This is a genomic window from Streptomyces sp. JLBJ103 (assembly GCF_058215575.1).
The window spans coordinates 3,527,791-3,547,515 of sequence record NZ_CM177089.1 but is presented as its reverse complement, the minus strand read 5'-3'; the positions used below and the strand labels follow the sequence as shown (position 1 = coordinate 3,547,515).

At 70.0% G+C, this 19,725-nt stretch carries 13 protein-coding genes; 4 read left to right on the top strand and 9 right to left on the bottom strand.

The window, feature by feature from the left end; genetic code table 11:
- The first annotated feature begins 83 nt into the window (after window positions 1-83).
- From AC4BEG_RS15470 to AC4BEG_RS15460, 3 genes are read left to right on the top strand one after another with little or no spacing between them, the layout of a single operon-like run.
- Entirely contained in the window at window positions 84-3,644 is a 3,561-nt protein-coding gene (locus AC4BEG_RS15470; RefSeq protein ID WP_490706456.1) for a sigma-70 family RNA polymerase sigma factor, read from the top strand.
- 53 nt (window positions 3,645-3,697) lie between these two features.
- Window positions 3,698-4,633: a hypothetical protein gene (locus tag AC4BEG_RS15465; RefSeq protein WP_490706455.1), complete on the top strand. Its 936-nt coding sequence runs from the start codon at window positions 3,698-3,700 to the stop codon at window positions 4,631-4,633.
- Window positions 4,630-5,517, top strand: coding sequence for a DUF6339 family protein (locus AC4BEG_RS15460; RefSeq protein ID WP_490706454.1), 888 nt, complete (start codon window positions 4,630-4,632; stop codon window positions 5,515-5,517). The genes AC4BEG_RS15465 and AC4BEG_RS15460 overlap by 4 nt, the downstream gene beginning before the upstream one ends.
- Here AC4BEG_RS15460 and AC4BEG_RS15455 read toward each other — a convergent pair.
- The 9 genes from AC4BEG_RS15455 to AC4BEG_RS15415 all read right to left on the bottom strand — a co-directional run bounded on the left by AC4BEG_RS15455 (window position 5,486) and on the right by AC4BEG_RS15415 (window position 16,555).
- The gene (locus AC4BEG_RS15455; RefSeq protein ID WP_490706453.1) at window positions 5,486-6,802 is read right to left on the bottom strand and encodes a DNA cytosine methyltransferase; all 1,317 of its coding nucleotides are present in this window, start codon (window positions 6,800-6,802) and stop codon (window positions 5,486-5,488) included. The genes AC4BEG_RS15460 and AC4BEG_RS15455 overlap by 32 nt on opposite strands.
- Window positions 6,799-7,806 carry a DNA cytosine methyltransferase gene (locus tag AC4BEG_RS15450; protein WP_490706452.1) on the bottom strand — a complete coding sequence of 336 codons (1,008 nt, stop codon included), beginning with the start codon at window positions 7,804-7,806 and terminating at the stop codon, window positions 6,799-6,801. Before AC4BEG_RS15450 ends, AC4BEG_RS15455 begins: the two co-directional genes overlap by 4 nt.
- A gap of 10 nt (window positions 7,807-7,816) precedes the next feature.
- On the bottom strand, window positions 7,817-8,257 hold the full coding sequence (locus AC4BEG_RS15445) for a very short patch repair endonuclease (RefSeq protein WP_490706451.1): 441 nt from the start codon (window positions 8,255-8,257) through the stop codon (window positions 7,817-7,819).
- A gap of 390 nt (window positions 8,258-8,647) precedes the next feature.
- The gene (locus tag AC4BEG_RS15440; protein ID WP_490706450.1) at window positions 8,648-9,832 is read right to left on the bottom strand and encodes a L,D-transpeptidase; all 1,185 of its coding nucleotides are present in this window, start codon (window positions 9,830-9,832) and stop codon (window positions 8,648-8,650) included.
- A 145-nt stretch (window positions 9,833-9,977) separates the two neighbouring features.
- Window positions 9,978-10,538: a hypothetical protein gene (locus AC4BEG_RS15435; RefSeq protein WP_490706449.1), complete on the bottom strand. Its 561-nt coding sequence runs from the start codon at window positions 10,536-10,538 to the stop codon at window positions 9,978-9,980.
- Between the two features lie 156 nt (window positions 10,539-10,694).
- The gene (locus tag AC4BEG_RS15430) at window positions 10,695-12,416 is read right to left on the bottom strand and encodes a PrsW family glutamic-type intramembrane protease (RefSeq protein ID WP_490706448.1); all 1,722 of its coding nucleotides are present in this window, start codon (window positions 12,414-12,416) and stop codon (window positions 10,695-10,697) included.
- A 64-nt stretch (window positions 12,417-12,480) separates the two neighbouring features.
- Window positions 12,481-13,407, bottom strand: coding sequence for a tRNA (guanosine(46)-N7)-methyltransferase TrmB (trmB, locus tag AC4BEG_RS15425; RefSeq protein ID WP_490706447.1), 927 nt, complete (start codon window positions 13,405-13,407; stop codon window positions 12,481-12,483).
- Window positions 13,408-13,778: 371 nt separating this feature from the next.
- The gene (gene lhgO / locus AC4BEG_RS15420; protein ID WP_490706446.1) at window positions 13,779-14,993 is read right to left on the bottom strand and encodes an L-2-hydroxyglutarate oxidase; all 1,215 of its coding nucleotides are present in this window, start codon (window positions 14,991-14,993) and stop codon (window positions 13,779-13,781) included.
- Between the two features lie 110 nt (window positions 14,994-15,103).
- Entirely contained in the window at window positions 15,104-16,555 is a 1,452-nt protein-coding gene (locus AC4BEG_RS15415; protein WP_490706445.1) for an NsdA family TPR-like regulatory protein, read from the bottom strand.
- 1,008 nt (window positions 16,556-17,563) lie between these two features.
- Between AC4BEG_RS15415 and AC4BEG_RS15410 the strand changes: the two genes are divergently transcribed.
- Entirely contained in the window at window positions 17,564-19,651 is a 2,088-nt protein-coding gene (locus tag AC4BEG_RS15410) for an asparagine synthase-related protein (RefSeq protein WP_490706444.1), read from the top strand.
- Window positions 19,652-19,725 lie beyond the last annotated feature (74 nt).

The following is a 19,725-nucleotide window of genomic DNA, read 5'->3' as shown; positions in this document are numbered from 1 at the left end:
CCTGGTCCGGTGTCCGGGTGTTGGCAGCGGCGGGCGGATGAATGATGGACTATGGGGAACGGAGACAGATCGCGGGGGGCGTGATGGCGACGGAACGGGGCGGTGTGCCCGGCGGGGGGATGAACGACGCCGGGTGGGATCTGCTCGTCCGCCTCATGCGGCGATTCACGGCCGAAGGACTCGAGCGCCGCACGGCTCTGCGACAGGTGATGAGGGCGGCGCGTCTCGACGAGCAGGAGACACAGGACCTCTACGAGGCTGTGACAGCGGCGGAGGTGGCCGAAGAGGAGGTCGACTTCCCGCGGAGTGCGGACCCCGACGATGGTGTCGGTCCCGACGATGTTTCCGACGATCTGGATTCCCCCGACGAGGAAGAGGAGGTTCCGGATCTCGAGTCTCTTCGGGGAACCGTGCGTGTGGACGACATGGAGGCGGCGCGGCGCAGTGCACGGAAGGTGCTCGTCACTGACAGAAGTCGGCGCGCCCCGCACCGGCATCTGCTGAGCGCCGAGGAGGAAGTGGGGCTCTGCCTCTTGTTCCGTGGAGCGGAAGGTCCGTCAGAGCCGTTGCCTGACGGCTACGTGACGGCGCTTCCTCGGAACGGCGAGGCGCATTGCGCGTTCTCCGCGATGGTTACCCACAATCAGCGCCTCGTTCACAAGATCCTGCAGAGCATGGGGTGGGCAGGCGGTCCCATGTACGAGGATCTCGCGCAGCACGGCATGATCGGGCTTATGCGTGCTGTGGAGAAGTTCGACGTCTCCATGGGATGCAAGTTCTCGACCTATGCCACCTGGTGGATTCGGCAGCACATCAGTCGCGCCGTGATGAACGAAGGGTCGGCCATTCGGCTTCCGGTGCATGTCTGGACCGATGTCGAGAAGGTGCGGAAGAAGGAGCGGGAGTTTCTCGACCAGGGCAGGAGACCCAACGTGGACGACCTTGCCCTGGCATGTGGGCTCAGTCCCGCAAAGGTGATGGAGTGCGTGCGGCTGGGCCGTCGGGCGATCCTGTCGCTCGAGCAGCCTGTCGGCGAGAACGTGACGCTCGGGGAACTGGTCGTCGATGAGTTTCGACCGGTGTCGGGCCCGGAACAGGTACTGGGATCCGAATTCGAGCGCGAGGAACTATTCCAACTGTTCGATGCGTGCGTGTTCCCGAAGAGGATTCGAAAGATTCTCTTACTGCGTTACGGGTTCATCGACGGCGAATCCTGGACGCTGGACGAAATCGGTGCGCAGCTCGGAGTTACGCGCGAACGCATTCGGCAGCTTGAGAAGCGTGCACTGGAGGACCTGAGGATCCAGCTGGGGCTGGCTCCTGACAATCCTGACGCGGAACGCCGTCGACTGAGGGCCGCTCGAAAGGCAGCTGAAGAAGACGGGCCTCGAAGGGGTTCGCAGAGGCGGAACGAAACAGGGGCCGGCGAGTCGCTGTCGGACGAGGGCACCGGCACGCCGGAGACGGAGAGCGGTTCCGAAGGGAGAAGGGGAACGTTGGATTCGAAGGCGCCCCGGTTCGGTCGGTGGCTGGCCGATCGGATGCGGGAAAACGGGATGGACACGAGCCAACTGGCCCACAGGTCGGGGGTGACGCGAGCGGCTGTCGATGCGTGGCTCGACAACCGCTCCGAGCCCCGCCCGGAGCAGATGGCCACGATGCGCGAGGTATTGGGGGCCGAGGACAGTGCAGTGCGGGCATCCGAGGTGGGGTCGGAACGGCGCGACGCGCCCGCGGAGACGCCAGCCGTGTGGTATCACCGTCCCGGACACGACGACGGGGGACGGGAGTTCGGCAACGCGGCTGCCTTCGCCTTCGAGGCCGATCTGGAGGTCCTGGCCCGTGAGGCGACCCAGAACAGCCTGGACGAGCGCGTCAGGACGAACGACGAGCCGGTCAGGGTTCGCTACACCCTGCACGAACTGACCGGTGGTACTCTCGCCCGGTTCCGTACGGCGATCTGCTGGGACGACCTCCTTCCGCACTACGAAGCGGCCGCCGCGCAGGACCAGAAGGTCGGACGCGTCATCAGCGCCGGTCTGAAGGAGATGCTCGAACGGGACCGGCTGGTCCTCCTTCGCGTCGACGACTACAACGCCAACGGGCTGACCGGTGACGACTACGAGGATGGTCGCTTTGCCGCCGTTGTGCGGCGCCAACTCGACAGCCGCAAGTCTGACGTATCTGCCGGCGGTTCATACGGCCTCGGAAAGGCTACGCTCTGGGCGACCAGCCGTTTGGGGCTCGTCCTCATGAACTCCACGCTCTCCGAAGCACACGAGGGGCGCACCCGGCGGCGGCTGATCGGACGGCTCGAGCTGCCCTGGCGAGAGGTGGACGGCCGGCGATTTGCCGGTCCCGCCTGGCTGGGCAGGCCGGACGCCGAGGCGGACAACGCGGAGGTGGTCCGCTCCTGGTGGGCTGATGAACAGACCGTCGAGCAGCTTCATCTGAGCCGCGAGGGCGATGATCCTGGCACGTCGTTCTTGATCGTCGGAGCACACGACGTGGCCAGCCTTGCCGAGGCCGGGCAGGACCACGAAGGCGACCCGGGTGACGAGGAGGACAGCCTGGAGCGTATGCATCAGAGGTTGGTGCGTGCCCTTGGCCGTAATTTCTGGGCCGCGATGACAACGGGAGGCGACCGTCGGCCACTGCTGGAAGCATCGGTGCGGACGCTGCGCAATGGCGTGGAATACCTCGAGGAGGAGCGGGTCGAGCCACATGTGCATCAACCCGCGCGCTCGCGAGCTCTGCAGGCCTACCTGAGCGGTAACACGGTGGACCGTATCACCGAGCCTGGCCAAGTGGCTCTCAAGACAGTTCCCCTGAAGGTACCGGCGAGGGACGGTGTCACCGCTACAGCCGGGGAGCACCGGGCTGTGCTCCTCGTGACCGAGGCCACGGACGCCGACGGGCGGATCAATCAGGTGACCCGCATGCGCGGCAACCGCATGACGGTCAAGACGAGTTGGGTTCCCAACATCCCCGTGGGGACCAATCCCTTCCAGGCGGTTCTGCTCGCTGGCTGGGCTGCGGGAGATGACGCTCCGTTCGCGGCCGAGGCCGAGGAATTCCTGCGCTCCGCCGAGCCGCCGGAGCACAACAAGTGGGGGCAGACCGAGGAACTGTGGACACGCTACTCGCCTTCGGCCCATCGACGGATTGCGGCGTTGACGGCGGAGACCAACAAGGCTGTGCATCAGCTTGTCGCGATCCCCAAGGAGAAGAAGCCGAACGGCACGAGCAAGGTGAGCAAGCGGCTCAAGATCTCAGACAGCAAGCGCACCAGCAAGGTCGGTGGGACCGTGGTACTCCCGAAACTGGACGATTTGGAGGCTGTGATCGACTCCTCCGGCGCCTGGCAGGTCACCGCCGAGGTCAAGGTGCCGGTCGGGGGAGTGCCCTGGCGCATGATGCCGGTTGTCAAGCTGGAAGTCCGATCCGGCCCTCGTCCGGTGGTCAAGTGGGCCGAGCTTGTCGCTGTCAGTAATTGTGAGCTGTTCGACGGAGTCCTGCATTTCCCGCCGGGGACCCGCCGTGCTGTTTTCCGAGGCATCACCGATGTGTCCACACATCCGGTGCGTGCCGCGCTGACCGGTCTCTTTGTCGAACTCCAGGAGAGCAAGGGAGGGGTCGCGTGAGGGCCTACCCGTATCCTCGGCTGACCGGCAAGGTGACGGCGAGAGTCACAGGCGTGCGGCTGCGCGGCCCCGGGGACGCCCGCGAGCAGTTGGATGCCAGGGCGAGTTCGGTCGTCGAGCAGGTCGTGGCGCTCGGCATGGCGGAGCGCGATGACTGGCAGACCGCGCGGCTCACCCTGAGGGCGACCGTGCCGGCGCGTGAGATCGAGACAAAGGGACACTGGTCCGACATCGCGGTTGTCGCTGTTCTGACGGAGGGGGCCACCAACGCACGGATCGTCGCTGGGTTGGAGCCCGCCGCGGAGAGCGGCAGGGACTGGACCGGGGAGATTGAACTCGACCGAGAAGACCACTTGGACCGCGCGTCCCTCGCTGTGCATGTGGTGGCCACGGTAGGTGGGATGGCGGGTCGGATCATCGCCTCCACCGAGCAGGACTGGATGGTCGACGTGACGGCCGAGACCCCGCTCAGGGATCGCCAGCTCGAGGTCAGCACGGTCAGTTTCGCTCGCGGCGCCGAGTGGCTGCGGAGCTTCCAGCACGCGCCCTGGGTCGTGGACACCTCGGGCCGGATGCCCACTGTCCGCCTGAACTCGGATTTCGAGGGGCTTGTAGGGCTTGTGGAAGGCCAGGGCTCGAAGGTGGAGAGCGTAGTGCGCGAGATGCTGCTGGCCCAGATGTGCGCCGAAGTGTGGACCGCTGTCTTTCACACCGCCATCGGCGACCTGGAGATCGAGGAAGATGGGACTCCGCTCTTCCCGCCGGACTGGCGAGGCGCGGTGCTCCGAGAAATGCTTCCGGACATCGTCCCCGGGCGGTCGGAGCAGGACGCTCTCCGTGAGGTACACGTCCGGCGTACCGGCGAGGGGAGCTGGGCGGATTTGCAGCCGCGTATCCAGTACGCGGCCGCGCGGCGTGCCGAGGTCCCCAGTGCCTTGGCCTCCACCGTCCGCGACATCGAACGACTCGACCAGGAGGCTCACGCGTGACTTCGCGCCCAGAGTACCTGCCGGAACGGCTTGCCCTGATCTCCGATGTACAGGCCGCCGAGTACATCTCCGCAGGTCTGCTCGAGGGACGCGACAACGTCCCGTCCATCGCGCTGAACAAGGTTGCCGAGCCGCTCCCGGATGACGACGCCCGTCTGCGGCTTGACCGAGTCCGGGATCTGATCGACCACGCGCTGGACAGGTTCCGGGACGAGCGTCCCACCGCTGCGGATGCGTGGTTGGCGCCGCGTCTGCACGAGACCCTTCGTCTGACCCGTCGCGAAGCGGCAGACAGGCGCCTTTGGACGTATCTGTCCCTTGGCGTGGCGCCGGACTACGTCGTGTGGCGGCACCGGTCCGAATCGAAGGCGGACGGTTCGCCCGGACGTGTGGCCCGCGACAGGTTCGTCGGCCCGCACTACAAGCAGACGTTCGCTCGACTCTGGTGGGCAGCTGAACTCTTCCGCGACGGCTCGGACTATCGACCTGTCGTCGTGGCTTGCGGCAATCAGGACATGCTCAACTCGGCTCTTCGGCTGGATGCCATCGACCATCGCCCCACTGCTCTGGCTCTCGTGAGACTGATGGAGCGAGGGACTCTGCGCACCGGTCGAGAAGTGAACGCCATGACGTCCGCGGTCAACGCCGCAGCGGCGACCCTGATGTACGACGTCATCGCTTCGGACGTGGAACGCGACGGGGAGCCGCTACGTGACTGGATCGCAGGTGCCGAATCCGCTCTCCCATCGCCCAGGAACAATCTGCCCGAGGGCCCGGAGGAGCAGCAGGCTCCAGCGGAGTCGGTGGAGCGGCTGGTCGGTCACTTCGCGGAACTGTTCGCGGACGCTCAGGTCAGGGGGCGGTCTCGCGGCGAGAGCGAGTGACCTTGTGTGACTTCGGAGGACATTGACTCTGATCACCGCACCCGAGGCGACGCAGTTCATCCGTGGTGGCTGGGGACACGCTCGGCCACGTGCTCAAGGCCGCCAACTCCTCGTCCGAGGGGGTTCCTCCCCGCAATGCCCTGCTCAGTACGTGCATGCCCAGTCGTGGAGGTACGGCATTGCCGACCTGCTGGGCCTGATCGTTCCCGGACCACGGGTAGTTGTGCGGGAAAGTTTGGAGAACTCCGGCTTCCGGAATGGTGAAACGGTCGAATCGGTCGGCCTCGTAGTCCGCCAGGCTTTTGTAGACCTTGTTTCGAGAGATCTTCCCGGTGACCGTGAAGGCGGGCTCGGAGGACTTGCGTCGACCTCGGTTCTTCGGGTCGCCTCCGGATCCGTAGTTCGACACGATGAAGAACTTGGTCTCGCTTCCCGTCCGGAGCCGGGACACGTCCACGGGGGAGTCCTTCAGCTTGCTCACCGCATCGAGCGCCTCCGCCATGGCGATCCAGCGCTGCTTGGCCCCGGGAATCGTGAAATCAGTCGGGAACGTATCCGCCTGGGGCGCGTTGCGTTTCCCTCGATGCAGCTCGAAGGGCAGATGAGTCGCTTTGAGGGGTTCGATGGCCCCCTCTCCCGGGAGTCGGGCGACGAGTACGGCACGTGTGCGCGTCTGCGGCACCCCGAACTGCTCGGTTTTCAACTTCCAGCATTCTGCCTCGTACTTGACGCCCGCGAGTCGTCCCTCGCCGCCGCGCAGAAGCCTCGTGTAGACCTCCCAGAGGGGCAGGACCTCGGGTACCTGCTCCAGAACGATCACCCTGTACGGGTCTCGGCCCTCTGTTTCGATCGCTTTGATGAGCCAGCGGAGGGGCTCCAGCACCAACGCGGTGCGTGAGTCGCCGAGGGAGTGCAGATCCTCGTCGATCCGGGCTTCATCTTCCCCGTCCACAATGCGGTGAATGAACTCCTTCACTGTGTCCAGAGCTCGCCGTCCAGCGCCGTTGCCGGCGACGGAAAAGGACTGACAGGGCGGCCCCCCGGCGAGCACGTCGACCGATTTGGGGATTTCATCGAAGCGGGTCTCACGCATGACGCTCACATCGGCGTGAATCGTCGGCAGTCCTGCCGCGTACCGCGTCTCGCACGCGTTTCGGTCCCACTCGATCCCGATGCTCTTGAAGCCCAGGAAGTGCGCCGCCACATCGAGTCCGCCAGGACCTGCGAAAAGGTCCAAGATGCGTACATCGTCGAGATGGTGAGCGAGTGTTCCCGGGTTGTTCATGGGGTTGAAGTGTAGCCGGCGACGGGGTCCGCGGGGGCCCCGAGCGCGGCTCGGATCGCCAGCCCGAGCGCCCTGCCCACCGGTGGCGGTGAGGCGTGCCCGATCTGGCGATAGCGGGCCGTCTTCTTCCCGGCGAATCCCCAATCGGACGGGAAGCCCTGCAGGAGCGCGGCCTGTTCCGTCGTGATCCTGACCATCCCGTGCCGCCCTGTCTCCGGCGCCCAGGTGAAGTCCGGGCCAGGGACGTCGTCGGCCACGGTGCCCCCATCGACTCCCATTCGGGCCCAGGCCTTCTTCGTCCCGGTCAGCCCCAGATCCGCGCCTCCCCGCCTATCCGATCCACCCACCAGGGTCGGGGCCACACTGAGCGCCTGAGCTGCCCATCGGTCGGCGTCCCGCCAACCGCGCATAGCCATCGAGCGGCGCAGGGCGCGGCCCACGGACAGATGCTCGCGAACCGTCGGCTCCGGTGGACGGAACGCGTCGAAGTACTGCTTCTTGAGCGCGACGAGCAGGCCTTGCTTCCGGTCTTGCGGCACCCCGAAGTCGGCTGCGTTCAGGACGAACCACCGGAACCGGTAGCCGAGATGATCGAGCTCCTTGCGGATGAACTCCCGTATCGGCTCGTACTCGGGCGCGCCCACCAGCCCCGGCACGTTCTCGATGAGCAGGGCTCGGGGCTGGACGGCATGCGCCAGATAGACGGTTGCCTCCAGCAATCGCAGCTCTACCTCTGTCTCGGTGCGCGCGACGGTGGCGCTGGACTTGACGCGCGGCAGACCGGCCGACAACAGATCGACGTCGTAGATTTCCCGGTGCTGCGAAGGAGAGAATTCCAGCAGGTCCGTTCCCAGAACCTGCCACGCCGGTCGGTTCATGCGCAGGGTGTCGCAGGCCACCAGCTTCTCGTCCAGGAGCAGTACGGGTTCGAAGCCGGCCTGCTCTACTCCCAAAGCCAGTCCCCCCGCCCCCGCGCACACATCGACGAATCGTAGTTCGCTCATCGGCCCCGCCCTAACGCCGTCGTTTCCGTCGACCGGCCTTCGCCCGGTCGACGGCTGCCGCCACCTGAAGCATGACGGCGTCCGCTGACTCGTGTTCCCAGAAACGCAGCACCGTCCAGCCTTCCGCCAGCAGCTGCGCGTTCGTCTCCTGGTCCCGTTCGATGTTGCGATCGAGCTTCTGACGCCACCATTCCGCGTTCGCTTTGGGACTGGTGGCGTGCTCCGGGCAGCCGTGCCAGAAGCAGCCGTCGATGAGAACGGCCAACCTGGCACCCGTGAACGCGATGTCGATCTTCCGCCTGGGCATGCCCGGCACCGGATAGTGGATCCGGTAGCGGTACCCGGAGGCATGGAGGAGCTGCCGCACCGCCCGCTCGACACCGGTGTCCCGGTTGGTCTGCCGGCTCATCCGGGCCGAGACATCGGGGCTGGATGGGTGTGCCACGCGCATGGCTCCAGTGTCCTACATCCCGATGCTGGGTGGGTTTGTGAGCCCGCGGGGGCGGTGGCTGGGGGTGTACGACGGGTGGGAGGTGCACGTCGGGTGCAGGGGCCGCTGCGAGTGAGGTGGCTGGGGCGTAGCCGTACCCGAGGCCCGGGGAGCCGTAGCCCCCGTACGGCAGGGGGCCAGAAGGGGGCGGACATGGGCCCTGCGGTGGGCCTGGGGGCTACGGGGAGGGGAGGGAGAGGCCGCGCGGGTCAGGGCTGGTGGGGCTGTACCGCAGCGCTCCCACGGTCGGTCGAGCAGCTCCCGCTCGCGCGGGGTGCGTCTGTGCAGGCGCATGGGACTGTGCCCCTCCCTATCGAGATGGTGGGGAGGGGCACAGCGATGTGTAGGGACTCAGCGCAGGGCGCTGAGCTTCTGCCAAGCCGAGTAGGAGAGGTTCCAGTCGCCGATGCCGTTGCCGGTGGCGACGGTTGCGCGGGTGGAGCCGGTGACCTCGACGAGGTCGCCGCGGGTGGCGCGGTCGTAGAACCACTTGCCGTCGGCTTCGGACATGCCGACGCAGCCGTGGGACTGGTTGGAGCGGCCGAAGTAGCCGCGGCCCTCGTTCCAGGGGGCGGCGTGGGCGTAGGTGCCGGAGGTGGTGAGGTGGACGGCCCAGGGGACGTCCTTGTTGTAGGGGTCGGCTATGTCGACGGAATCGCTGGTCATACGGACCATGGGGGCCTTGTCGAGGACGACCATCTTGCCGTTCCAGGTGGGGTAAGCAGGCTGGCCACCGGAGATCGGGATGGACTTCTGCTCCTTGCCGTCCTCGAAGACGGTCATGGTGTGCTTGTTGAGGTCGACCTTGGAGACACGCGCCGTGCCGATGGTGAAGGTGCTGTTGACATCGCGGCGGAGATAGCGGGAGTTGCCGGTGTCCACACCGCTGAGGCGGGCGCGGAGGGTGACCTTGGTGCCCTTGTGCCAGTAGGACTTGGGGCGCCAGTCGACGCGCTCGGTGCCGGTGAGCGGGTCCTTGGTCCAGCCCCAGGAGCCCTCGGTCTTGGGTGAGGTGGAGACGGAGAGCTGGCGCTCGACCGCGGCCTTGTCGGTGACCGGGTGGTCGAAGGCCACGGAGACCGGCTGGCCGACGCCGACGGTGGCGTCGTTGGAGGGGGTGACGGTGACGCCGTTGACCTGCTTGGCGGCGCGGGTGCGGAAGGTGGAGCGCTGGGTGGCGGTGCGGCCCGCGGCGTTGGTGGCGGTGGCCTCGACGGTGTAGGTGGTGCCCGGTGTCATGGGGCGGTTGGAGCGCCAGCTGTCCTTGCCGGAGGAGAGCGAGCCGGTCACCGAGACGGCGTGGGAGCCCGCACCGTCGGGGGTGATGCGGACCTTGGTGAGGGTGCCGTGGGAGGCGGTCACCTTGACCTTGGCGTTGGGGGCTACCGCGTCGGAGTCGCTGTTCGGGGTGACGGATATCCGGGCGGGCTTGGCCTTCGCCGGGTCCACCTTGTCGGACGAGCCGGAGCAGGCGGCGAGGAGGGCGACGGCGAGCGAGGGCACCGCGACGATGCGGAGTGAGCGTAGGGAGATCAAAGCAAACCTCTTATGGGTGTTGTGGGAAGTGTGAGTCGGCAACGCCGCTGCGCTTCCTCGCGGTTGTGCTCATGGGGACGGGGAGAAGCGGATGCTGAGGGGGCGGGCGTTGCCTGGAGAACGGAGACCTCGGCGCCCGAGGGCGTCAGGGCGAGCTGCGCGTGCTGCTGTGCGGTACTGGAGTGCCGGGTGTGCGTGGCCACGGTCCGCCGGGCGGAGATGTGCCCGGCGGACCCGTGCTCGCTTTGAGACCGCGCCGGACGCACTGCTTCGTGAGTGTCGTCTCCAGCGTGGTGAAGACCTTCGTGGTCCGGCGTTCGCTCGTACCGGCGTTGATCGGGTGGCGGGTGCCGCGGCTATGACGGCTCGACCGCTGCGAGCCCTGGGGACGGCTGCGCCGGGTCAGGGGCTTCGGGCCGTTCGGACGGCAGCCGGGCGAGAGGTCGAGCAGGGGGATCCGGCCCCGGTCGGTGGAGCCGACAGGCTTCCCGCGGCGCAGGGCGTGGATCAGCGCCGCCCCGTCCGGGGCGAGATCGGTGAGATCGGGGAGATCGGTGGGCGGGCCGTGCCGGAAGGGGGCCCGCATCCGGTTATGGGCGCGGGGCCAGGAGTTGATGGCAGGACGCAGGTCGCCTTCGGCGGTCAGCCGGTCCCAGCGCTGCCGGGCAGGGGCATCCCCGCTCGCCGCCGCATGGACCGCGGACACCGGCCGCTTCGCCGTGGCCGCGTTGAACTCGTCGACATCCGGATGTATCGGTGGATGTGACGGTTGTGATCGGTGTGTTGGTGCCGACATGTGTTCCCCGCGCCCCCCGCGTGCTCCCCGTTTCTACTAAGGAGCACGTCAAAAACGGGCGGAAGGTTACACATGACTTTGCGGACCCCCGGATCCATAGGGAACCGACCAGTTGGGACGCCCCTGTGGAACGTACGGTGGAGGGGCGGTCTGCGGTGTGCCCGGCGGGGTTTGCCCGCTGTGCGGTGTCTGTCCGCTGTGCGGCTGCTGCGCCCCCGGCGGCTGTCCGCCGGGCTGGGCCCCGTACGGCGGCTGGGCTCCGTACGCGGCCTGTCCCGCGTACGTCTGCTGCCCCCCGTATCCGTATCCGTACCCGGCAGCTCCGTACCCGCCCGCCCCGTACCCGCCGTACGGCGCCGCGGGCCAGAACGCCGGGGGCACCGCCCCCGGCACCGGGCGGGGGACCGGGCGCGGCCGTCGGATCGGCACCGCAAGCGCCGCGTGCGCGAGCGCCGGCTGTGCCGCCTCCCGCCGCTCCCAGAGGCGGTCCAGCAGTTCCTTCTCCTGGGCGGTGAAGTCCGGCCCCGCCATGCCCCGGTGGGCGCGCCGCCGCAGGAAGGCCAGGGAGGTCGCGTAGCCGGTGTACTCGGCGACCGTACGGGCCGCCGCCGCGCCACCGGTGCGCCGCGCGAGGTCACGGGCTATGCCGCGGGCCCGCATCGACCCCAGGGCGACCGGCTCGGGTGGGGTGAGCCAGCCCGCCGCCTGATACGCGCTGAGCTGTTCTTGTACGGCGCGCAGCTCCTTGCCGCGGGACCAGATCGTGAGCCAGGTCAGCAGCCCGAAGACCGGGACCATGAACAGGAGGTAGACGGTGATGAAGCCGTACCCCCCGAGCGTCGCCGAGCCGTTCCACACGCCGTGCAGCACCATCGCCGCCAGCAGCGCCGCGATCGGCACCAGGGCGCGGCGGACGCGTTGATGGCGGGCCGCCGCCGCGGCTATGCCGAAGCCCACACCGGTCATGGCGGTGAAGAGCGGATGCGCGAAGGGGGACACCACGCCGCGGATGAAGAAGGTGGCCGCGGTGGTGGACCGTATCCCGGAGTAGCCGAACTCCTGGTCACTGACGAAGGCCGAGCCGAGATAGAGGATGTTCTCGGTGAAGGCGAAGCCGGTGGCGGTGATTCCGGCGACGACGACACCGTCCATGATCCCGTTGAAGTCGCGGCGGCGGAAGAGGAAGAGCAGCAGCACGGCGGCCGCCTTGGCGCTCTCCTCCACGAACGGGGCGACGAGCGTGGCGCCCCAGGTGTTCGCGTCGGTCCGGCGGGAGGCGGACGAGGAGTCGATGGTGGTCATCAGCCACTCGGTCGCGAAACCGTTGGCGATCAGCGCGACCAGCGTCGCGGCGCATGCCCCCCAGGCGAACGCGAAGAGGAGGTTCCGCCAGGGTTTCGGCTCGACGCGGTCCACCCAGCGGAAGGCCGCGATGATCAGCGGTACGGGCAGTACGGCGAGGCCGAGCCCCACCAGGAATCCCTTGGTGCCGGTCTGCTCGCGCACCAGCGCCAGGATGACCAGGCCGGAGACCGAGAGCAGCAGCACCAGCGCGGTGGCGCGCAGCGACTTGTTGTCCCAGAGGCTGCCGAGGCGGCCGTGCCTGCCCCACAGACGGCGGCGCGGCGGATGCGGCCAGCCCGCCGGGGCGGTCGCTCCGTCGAACCACGGCTGCTGACCGTACGGCGCCTGGTGGGCCGGGTCGTACGGCCTGTCGGTCGGCGCCGTCGGCGGTGCGGCCGGCGGCGGTTCGGGCGGCTGCTGAGGGGGCTGGGACTGATGCTGCACTCAACGGACCCTAACGAAAGGGGGTGTGGCGGACTGAGGGATTATGCCCATCCCCTCGGGGTCGCTATGTGTCGTTGCGGCGGAAGATCAGGTCGTGGACCCGATGCCCCTTGTTCAGCCCCTGGCCTTCGAACTTGGTGAGCGGACGGAAGTCCGGGCGGGGGCTGTAGCCGCCGTCGGGCTGGGTGTTGTCGAACGCGGGGCTCGCGGTGAGGACCTCGAGCATCTGCTCGGCGTACGGCTCCCAGTCGGTCGCGCAGTGCAGCAGCGCACCGGGCTTCAGCCGGGTGGCGGCGAGCTCGATGAACTCGGGCTGGATCAGTCGGCGCTTGTGGTGCCGCTTCTTCGGCCAGGGGTCGGGGAAGAAGATCCGCAGCCCGGAGAGGGCGGCGGGCGCCAGCATCTCGCGCAGCAGGATGATCGCGTCGCCGTTCGCGACCCGGATGTTGGTCAGGCCGTTGCGCTCGGCGAGGGCGAGCAGATTGCCCTGGCCGGGGGTGTGGACATCGGCGGCGAGGATGCCGGTGCCGGGGTCTGCGGCGGCCATCTGCGCGGTGGCCTCGCCCATGCCGAAGCCGATCTCCAGCACGACGGGGAGGTCGGGGCGCGGCGCCCCCGCGGCGCTCTCGGGCCCTTCGGCGTCCGCGCTGCCCGCGGCGCCCCCGGACGTCTTGGTGCCTCCGGTCGCCTCGGTGCCCGTGGTGCCCTCGGTGCCCCCGGTCGCCTCGGTGCGGAACAGTTCACCGAGGTCGATACGGCGCATTCCGTCGATGTCCAGGCCCCACTGCGACCACAGGCGGCGCAACGCCTCGCCCTGGCCGAGGGTGACACGGCCGCGACGGGGGCGGAAGGAACGGATCCGGCGCTCGTGGTGCGAGCCCGCGGGATCGGCGACGGGACCGCCGGGGAACATCGGCTCGCCGCGGTCGCGGGGCGTGGGCAGGGCGCGTGGCTCCGCGGGGGATTCGGGGGCAGTGGAGTTCTCGGACACAGTGCTTCCGATTCTACGGGCGGGGTACGACGGGGGCGGGGCCCGCGAGGACCGGCCTCCTGGGGCAGGCACCGAGCGGCTCCCTGGGGCAGACACGGCGCGGCTCCCTGGGCAGACACCGCGCCGCCTCCTGGGGCAGGTACCGTGCGGCCTCCTGCGACAGGCGCCGCGCGGGAACGGCAGGTATGCGCACCGCGTATGTGTGCGCACCGCGCCGCAACGGCATGTGCGCGTCATCACACCGCCCCGGCAGTGGGGAAGGCCGTGGTGAAGGCAGTGGGGAAGGCCGTGGGGAGGGCTGTGCGGAAGCCCACAGCCCGTCGTCCCTCCGGGAGTGACGGCGGCAGCGCGGCCCCGCCACGTCACCGCGGTCACCCCGCCCGCAGCGTGTCCAGCACCCGCCGGGCCACCTCGCGTCCGATCGGCAGCGAGGCCGTCGCCGCCGGGGAGGGGGCGTTGAGCACATGGACGACGCGGGGTGACTCCGAGATCAGGAAGTCGTCCACCAGGGTGCCGTCACGCAGCACCGCCTGGGCGCGCACTCCCGCCGGGGCCTCCGTCAGATCGTCGGCGGTCACATCCGGCAGCAGCCGGCGGACGGCGTCGGTGAAGGCGCGCTTGGACAGCGAGCGGTGCAGCTCACCCGCTCCGTACCGCCAGTGGCGGCGGGCTATCCGCCAGGAGCCCGGATAGGCCAGGGTGCCCGCCAGCTCCGCCGGGCGCACCGTGTGCCAGGCGTACCCCTCCCGGGCGAGCGCGGGCACCGCGTTGGGCCCGATGTGGATGCCGCCGTCGATGCCGCGGGTGAGATGGACGCCGAGGAACGGGAACGCGGGGTCGGGCACGGGGTACACCAGGCCGTTGACCAGGGACGCGCGGTCGGGCACCAGCTCGTAGTACTCACCGCGGAAGGGCACGATCCGCATCCCGGGGTCATCACCGGCCAGCCGGGCGACCCGGTCGCAGTGCAGCCCCGCGCAGTTGACCAGGGCGCGGGCGCGCAGCACCGTGCCGTCCGCCGTGCGCACCGCGACCGCCGAGGGGCGCCGCCCGATGGTGCGCACCTCGGCTCCGTACCGCACGGAGGCGCCCGCGTCCTGTGCGAGGCGGGCCAGCCGGGCCGCGACCGCCGCGAAGTCGCACACGCCCGTGCTGCCCACATGGATCGCCGCCAGGCCGCGCACCCACGGTTCGTACTCCGTGATCTGGGCGGGGCCCAGCTCGCGCACCGGAATGCCGTTCTCCCGGCCGCGCTGGACCAGGGCGTGCAGCCGGGGCAGCTCCGACCGCTCGGTGGCGACGATCAGCTTGCCGGTCACCTGATGGGCGATGCCGTGCTCGGCGCAGAACTTCACCATCTCCGCCGCGCCGCGCACCGCGAACCGCGCCTTCAGCGAGTCCGGCCGGTAGTAGATCCCGCTGTGGATCACGCCGCTGTTCCGCCCGGTCTGGTGGCGAGCCGGACCGGCCTCCTTCTCCAGCACGGTCACCCGCGTGCCGGGCGCGGCACGCGTGAGCGCATACGCCGTCGACAGGCCGACGATGCCGCCCCCGATCACCAGCACGTCGCAGTCCAACGCCGTCACGTCATGCACCTCCCCACACGCCGCACCGTCCAGTCGCCCGACCGTCGATCCCTATCATGACCTGCGCCACCGACAGCGGCCGGAAACCCCTGTCAGGGCCCCGGCCCGGCTCACGCCTGTGCCACCAGCAGCGGCCGGGCCTGCTCGCGCAGCTCGGCGACGCGTGGTTCGTCCCGATATGCCTCGAGGCGGTTCATCAGGTCGCGTACGTACTCCGTGGTGCGGGCGGAGGAGATGCGGTTGGCGACCTCCACCGCGCGGGCGCCGGCGGCGCAGGCCGCGTCCAGGTTCCCGGACTCCAGTTCGGCCACGGCGGAGACGACGAGCCGCAGCCCGTGGGAGCGTACGAACTCCTCCGTCGGCCGGGCGAGTGCCTGCTCGGTGAAGCGCCGCACCTGGCGGGGCAGCCGGAGGTCGCGGTAGCACTCGGCGGCGTCGGCGGCGAACCGCTCCGCGCTGTAGAAGTCGAGCCAGGAGGGGTCGGGGTCGCCCGCCCGCGCCCGCTCCAGCCAGCCCTCGGCGGACTTCAGCGCGGCGCCGCAGGCGGGGCCGTCGCCGGACTTGGCCTGGGCGCGGGCCTCGACGAGGCGGAAGAAGCTCATGGTGCGGGCGGTGGCCAGACCACGATTGCGCTCCAGGGCGGCCTGGGCGAGGTCCACGCCTTCGTCGGCGAAGCCCCTGTAGGTGGCCTGGAGGCTCATGGACGCCAGGACATACCCGCCCAGCGGGACGTCGGCGGCGGCGCGCGCCAGGCGCAGCGCCTGGATGTAGTACCGCTGCGCGGCCTCCTGCTGGCCGGTGTCGAAGGCCATCCACCCGGCGAGCCGGGTCAGTTCGGCGGTGGCGCCGAAGAGCGAGCGGCCGACCTCGTCGCTGTACGAGCCGAGCAGCAGCGGCGCCGCGTCCACCCGCAGGCACTCGGGGACCATGGACGAACGCCAGTCACCACCGCCGTACTTGGAGTCCCAGCGGCGCGCGTCCTCGGCGGCCTCGCGCAGTTTGGTGACGTCACTGTGGCCGACACGCTGCGGTAATGCCTCGGTGCTCGCGCCGTTGGTGGTGCTCGCCGCGGGTTCGGCGTCCTCGGGCTCGCGCGCCACCGAGCTGTCGGCGGGAGATATGAGCCAGCGGGAGGCGGGTGTGGCGTATGCGCTGACGGCGAAGGAACCGGCCAGACTCTGCCAGATACCGACACCTCCGCGCCGACCCGCGAGATCCAGCCGGTACAACTCGGTCGCGGAGCGGACGGCCTGGCCGATGTCGCGCGGGAAGGCGAGCCCCACTTCGGGAGCCGGATCGGCATCGGCGAGACCGATCTCGTGCAGCGGGACGGGGCGGCCGAGTTTGCTGCCGATCGCAGCAGCAATCAGATGGGGCGCGGCGCCCTGCGGGACCATGCCCTTGGACACCCACCGCGCCACGGACGTCTTGTCGTAGCGAAGCGTCAGGCCACGCTGGGCGCCGAGGTCGTTGACTCTGCGCGCGAGCCCGGCATTGCTGATCCCAGCGAGGGCGAGAACGGTGCCGAGCTTTTCGTTCGGCCCGCGTGGCTCCCTGGACATGCGCACCCCTCGACAGCACCGACGGCCGCCCCGGCATAAGCACGGGGCATTCGTAAACCCAGCGTAGTTCGCCGCATCCCGACCGTTAAGAGGTGGTGTCCCGGATGGCGAGATTCTTGTACGAACGGGCGTGCGGGGCGGTTCGCGTGCTCCGGCTGTGTGTGGCTGTGCGCCTGTGTGTGCGCTCTGTCTCAGTCACGGCCAGGACGTTTCGATGGGTCCTGCGTGGGTCGGCCCGCTGTACTGGATCCAGTGGGCTGGGGGACGCCGCCGCCTCATTCCCCGCGGGTGGCGGATTGGTCCGGGAGGCGAACAGCGCCTCCCGGACTGTCGTGTTGACCGACGGCGGGACGGGCGAGTGGAGGGTGAGCGACGACGGACCGGGTCGGTACAGGGCATCCGCAAGGGCGTTGAGAGAGCCATCGCAACTTTGGCTGAATAGCGCCCATCGATGCCTGTCGTTGTTCACCAGCACCCGCCACGGTTCGTCATCGCGCACCAACACCCGTCCCCGTCAACGACGTCCACCACGGACCGGGTGTCCCGTGTCGGGCCGCGGAGGGGGAGGCCCGACACGGGACGGCCCTGTCCCGCACCGTCCCGCATACCGGAAGCCGCTTTCCATGGACGGCAGTTGAGGCTGACCTCGTCTCCAGGGGTGCGCTCGTCACCGCACCGGGTCCGCGCTCGCGCTCGCGTGCCTTCGCACACTCGTCGGCGTCCTTGCGCTCTTGTACGGCTCAACCGTGGCAGCATGGGCCACGGCGGAACGGTGCGTCGCGACCGGCGGTGTTCCCTCATGGACTCCTCAGGGGTGCCGGGGGAGGCCCGATACGGGAACCACACCGCGCGTGATCAACCCTGGTGATTCCTGCGGTCATCCGTGGTCACTGGACATCCAGGAGATCCGCGTAGTTGTCCGGTTCGATGCCGAAACCGTCAACATGCTGTGCATGATGGCACCTACTTCTTGGTTGCCTTGGATGCCCACAGCCTGTGGAGGCGGCGATGCGGTGGTTGGTGGGGTGGAGCAGTACCGCATCCGGCCCGGTCCCCCCGGAAGGCCGTGCGATCCAACCGGTCGGCGCCCACCTGCTGTGGGCCGACCCCGATCCACTGTGGGCGGTCGGCGATTGGCGCCCCGACGAGGTGCGCGTCGTCCAGGCCGACCCCTTCACCCGGCTCGCCGTGTTCGGCTGCTGCGGCGCCTCCGACGAGGAGCTGCGGGTGGGCCTGTTCGCCGCCCGCGGCGGCGCCCTGCGCCATCTCACCGCCTGGCCCGGCAGCTACACCGCCGTCGCCCAGGTCGGCCGGCGCGTCACCATCGCCGGTGATCTGGCGGGCGCCCGGCCCGTCTTCCACACCGACTGGGCGGGCGGCACCGCCTACGCCACCGCCGCCCTCCCGCTCGCCGATCTCATCGAGGCGCAGCTCGACGTCAGTCACCTCGGCGCGCTCCTGGCCTGCCCCGACTCCCCGGAGGCCGTCGGCGCGAGCACGCCCTACAGAGGCGTCAGACGCGTCCCCCCGGGCCATGCGCTGATCCTGCGTGACGGCGCCCGCGACGTCACCGGCTACGAACCCACCGCCTCGCTCGCCGTCGCCGCGCCCCAACTCGACCAGGACAAGGCCGTGGACGGCGTCCGGGACGCCCTGGTGGAGGCCGTACGGGCCCGGCTCACCGCACCGCGCCACGCCCCCGAGTCCGGCGGCGGCCTCGACCCCGGCCCCGTCCCCGGCATGGGCCCGGCCGAACGCCGCGCCGCACGCGGCGCCCCGGCCCCCGGTATCGGCGCCGATCTGTCCGGAGGCAGTGCCTCCGCAACCCTCGCGCTGCTCGCCGCCGGACTCCCCGGGATGCCCGGCACCCTGCTCGGACACGGCACCGAGGCGGGCGAACGCCTCCTGGCCGTCACCTTCAACGACCTCGCCACGGCAGGCGGGGCCCGCGTCCGCGAGGCGGAGCTGGAGCGCGCCGGAACCATCGCCGCCGACCCGCGGCTGCACCATGTGGTCGTCGCCGCGGGCGAGGAGGCCCTGCCCTACGCCGCGCTCGACAGCGGCGCGCTCACCGACGAGCCCGGCCCCTCCCTCGTCACCGCCGAACGCCACCGGCGCCGGCTCGCCGCGGGCAGCGCCGACCATTTCGTCGGCCATGGCGCCCGCCAAGTGCTCGACGCCCACCCCGCGCGCCTCGCCGACCTGCTGCTCGACCGCCGCAGACGCCATCTGCTGCGTCCGGCGACCGCGCTCGCCAAGGCCGACGGGCCCTCGGCCCACTCCTTCTTCGTCCCGTTCACCGTCTACCGCGCGGCGCGCAGGCTGGCTCGTACGTCCTATAGGGACGGCGTCGAGGAGGCCGCTGCGCGACTGCTGGAGCGCCGCTTCACCGATGATCAGGTGCCCGGCGGCCCCGGGGCCGTCTCCGCCTCCCTCGCCGCCCTCGCCTGGTGCCGCCCCGGCCCCGCGGCCCGTTGGCTGACCGGAGAGGCACTGGCGGAAGTCTCTGTCCGGCTGGTGGAAGCGGCCGTGCGCCCCGTCCTGCTGCGCCGCCCGGGGGAGCGCCGCGCCGACGCCGCCCTCGCCCGCTACGGCGCGGACCACCGCGTTTTCGAGCAGGCGGCGGAGGTCCGCAGCCAGCGTCTGCACGCGCCCTTCCTCGACAACCAGGTCGTACGGGCCTGCCGCGCGCTCCCCGAAGCGCTTCGTGTGCAACCGGGGGCGCGCGCCGCCGTCTTGCGCGCGGTCCTCGACGGAACCGGCATCCGGGACCTCCCCATCGGGTGGGGCGCCACCTCCCAGGCCGCCCACACCGCCGCCGTACGGACCGGTATGCGCACCTGGGTCGGCGATCTGCTGGCCCTCTTCGACGCGCCGCTGCTGGCCGACGCGGGCCTGATCGAGGCTCGCGTCGTCCGCAAGGCGCTGCGCGCGGCGTCCCAGGGCGAGCGGCTGCCCTTGGACGGCCTGGCCGAACTCGTCTCCACCGAGGTGTGGTTGCGGCGGCTGGTCTCCCGCCGCGGCACCTGCTGGACGGGCACGGCGGCCCCGCGACAGCGCGCGGTGGCGGGCGGAGTGCCGCGACCGAGCCTGTGACGGGCGGCGTGCGCCGCCGCCCTCGGCGACCCCGCCCGCGGTGTCCTGGGGCATGGGCCCCGCCCCACGGCGTT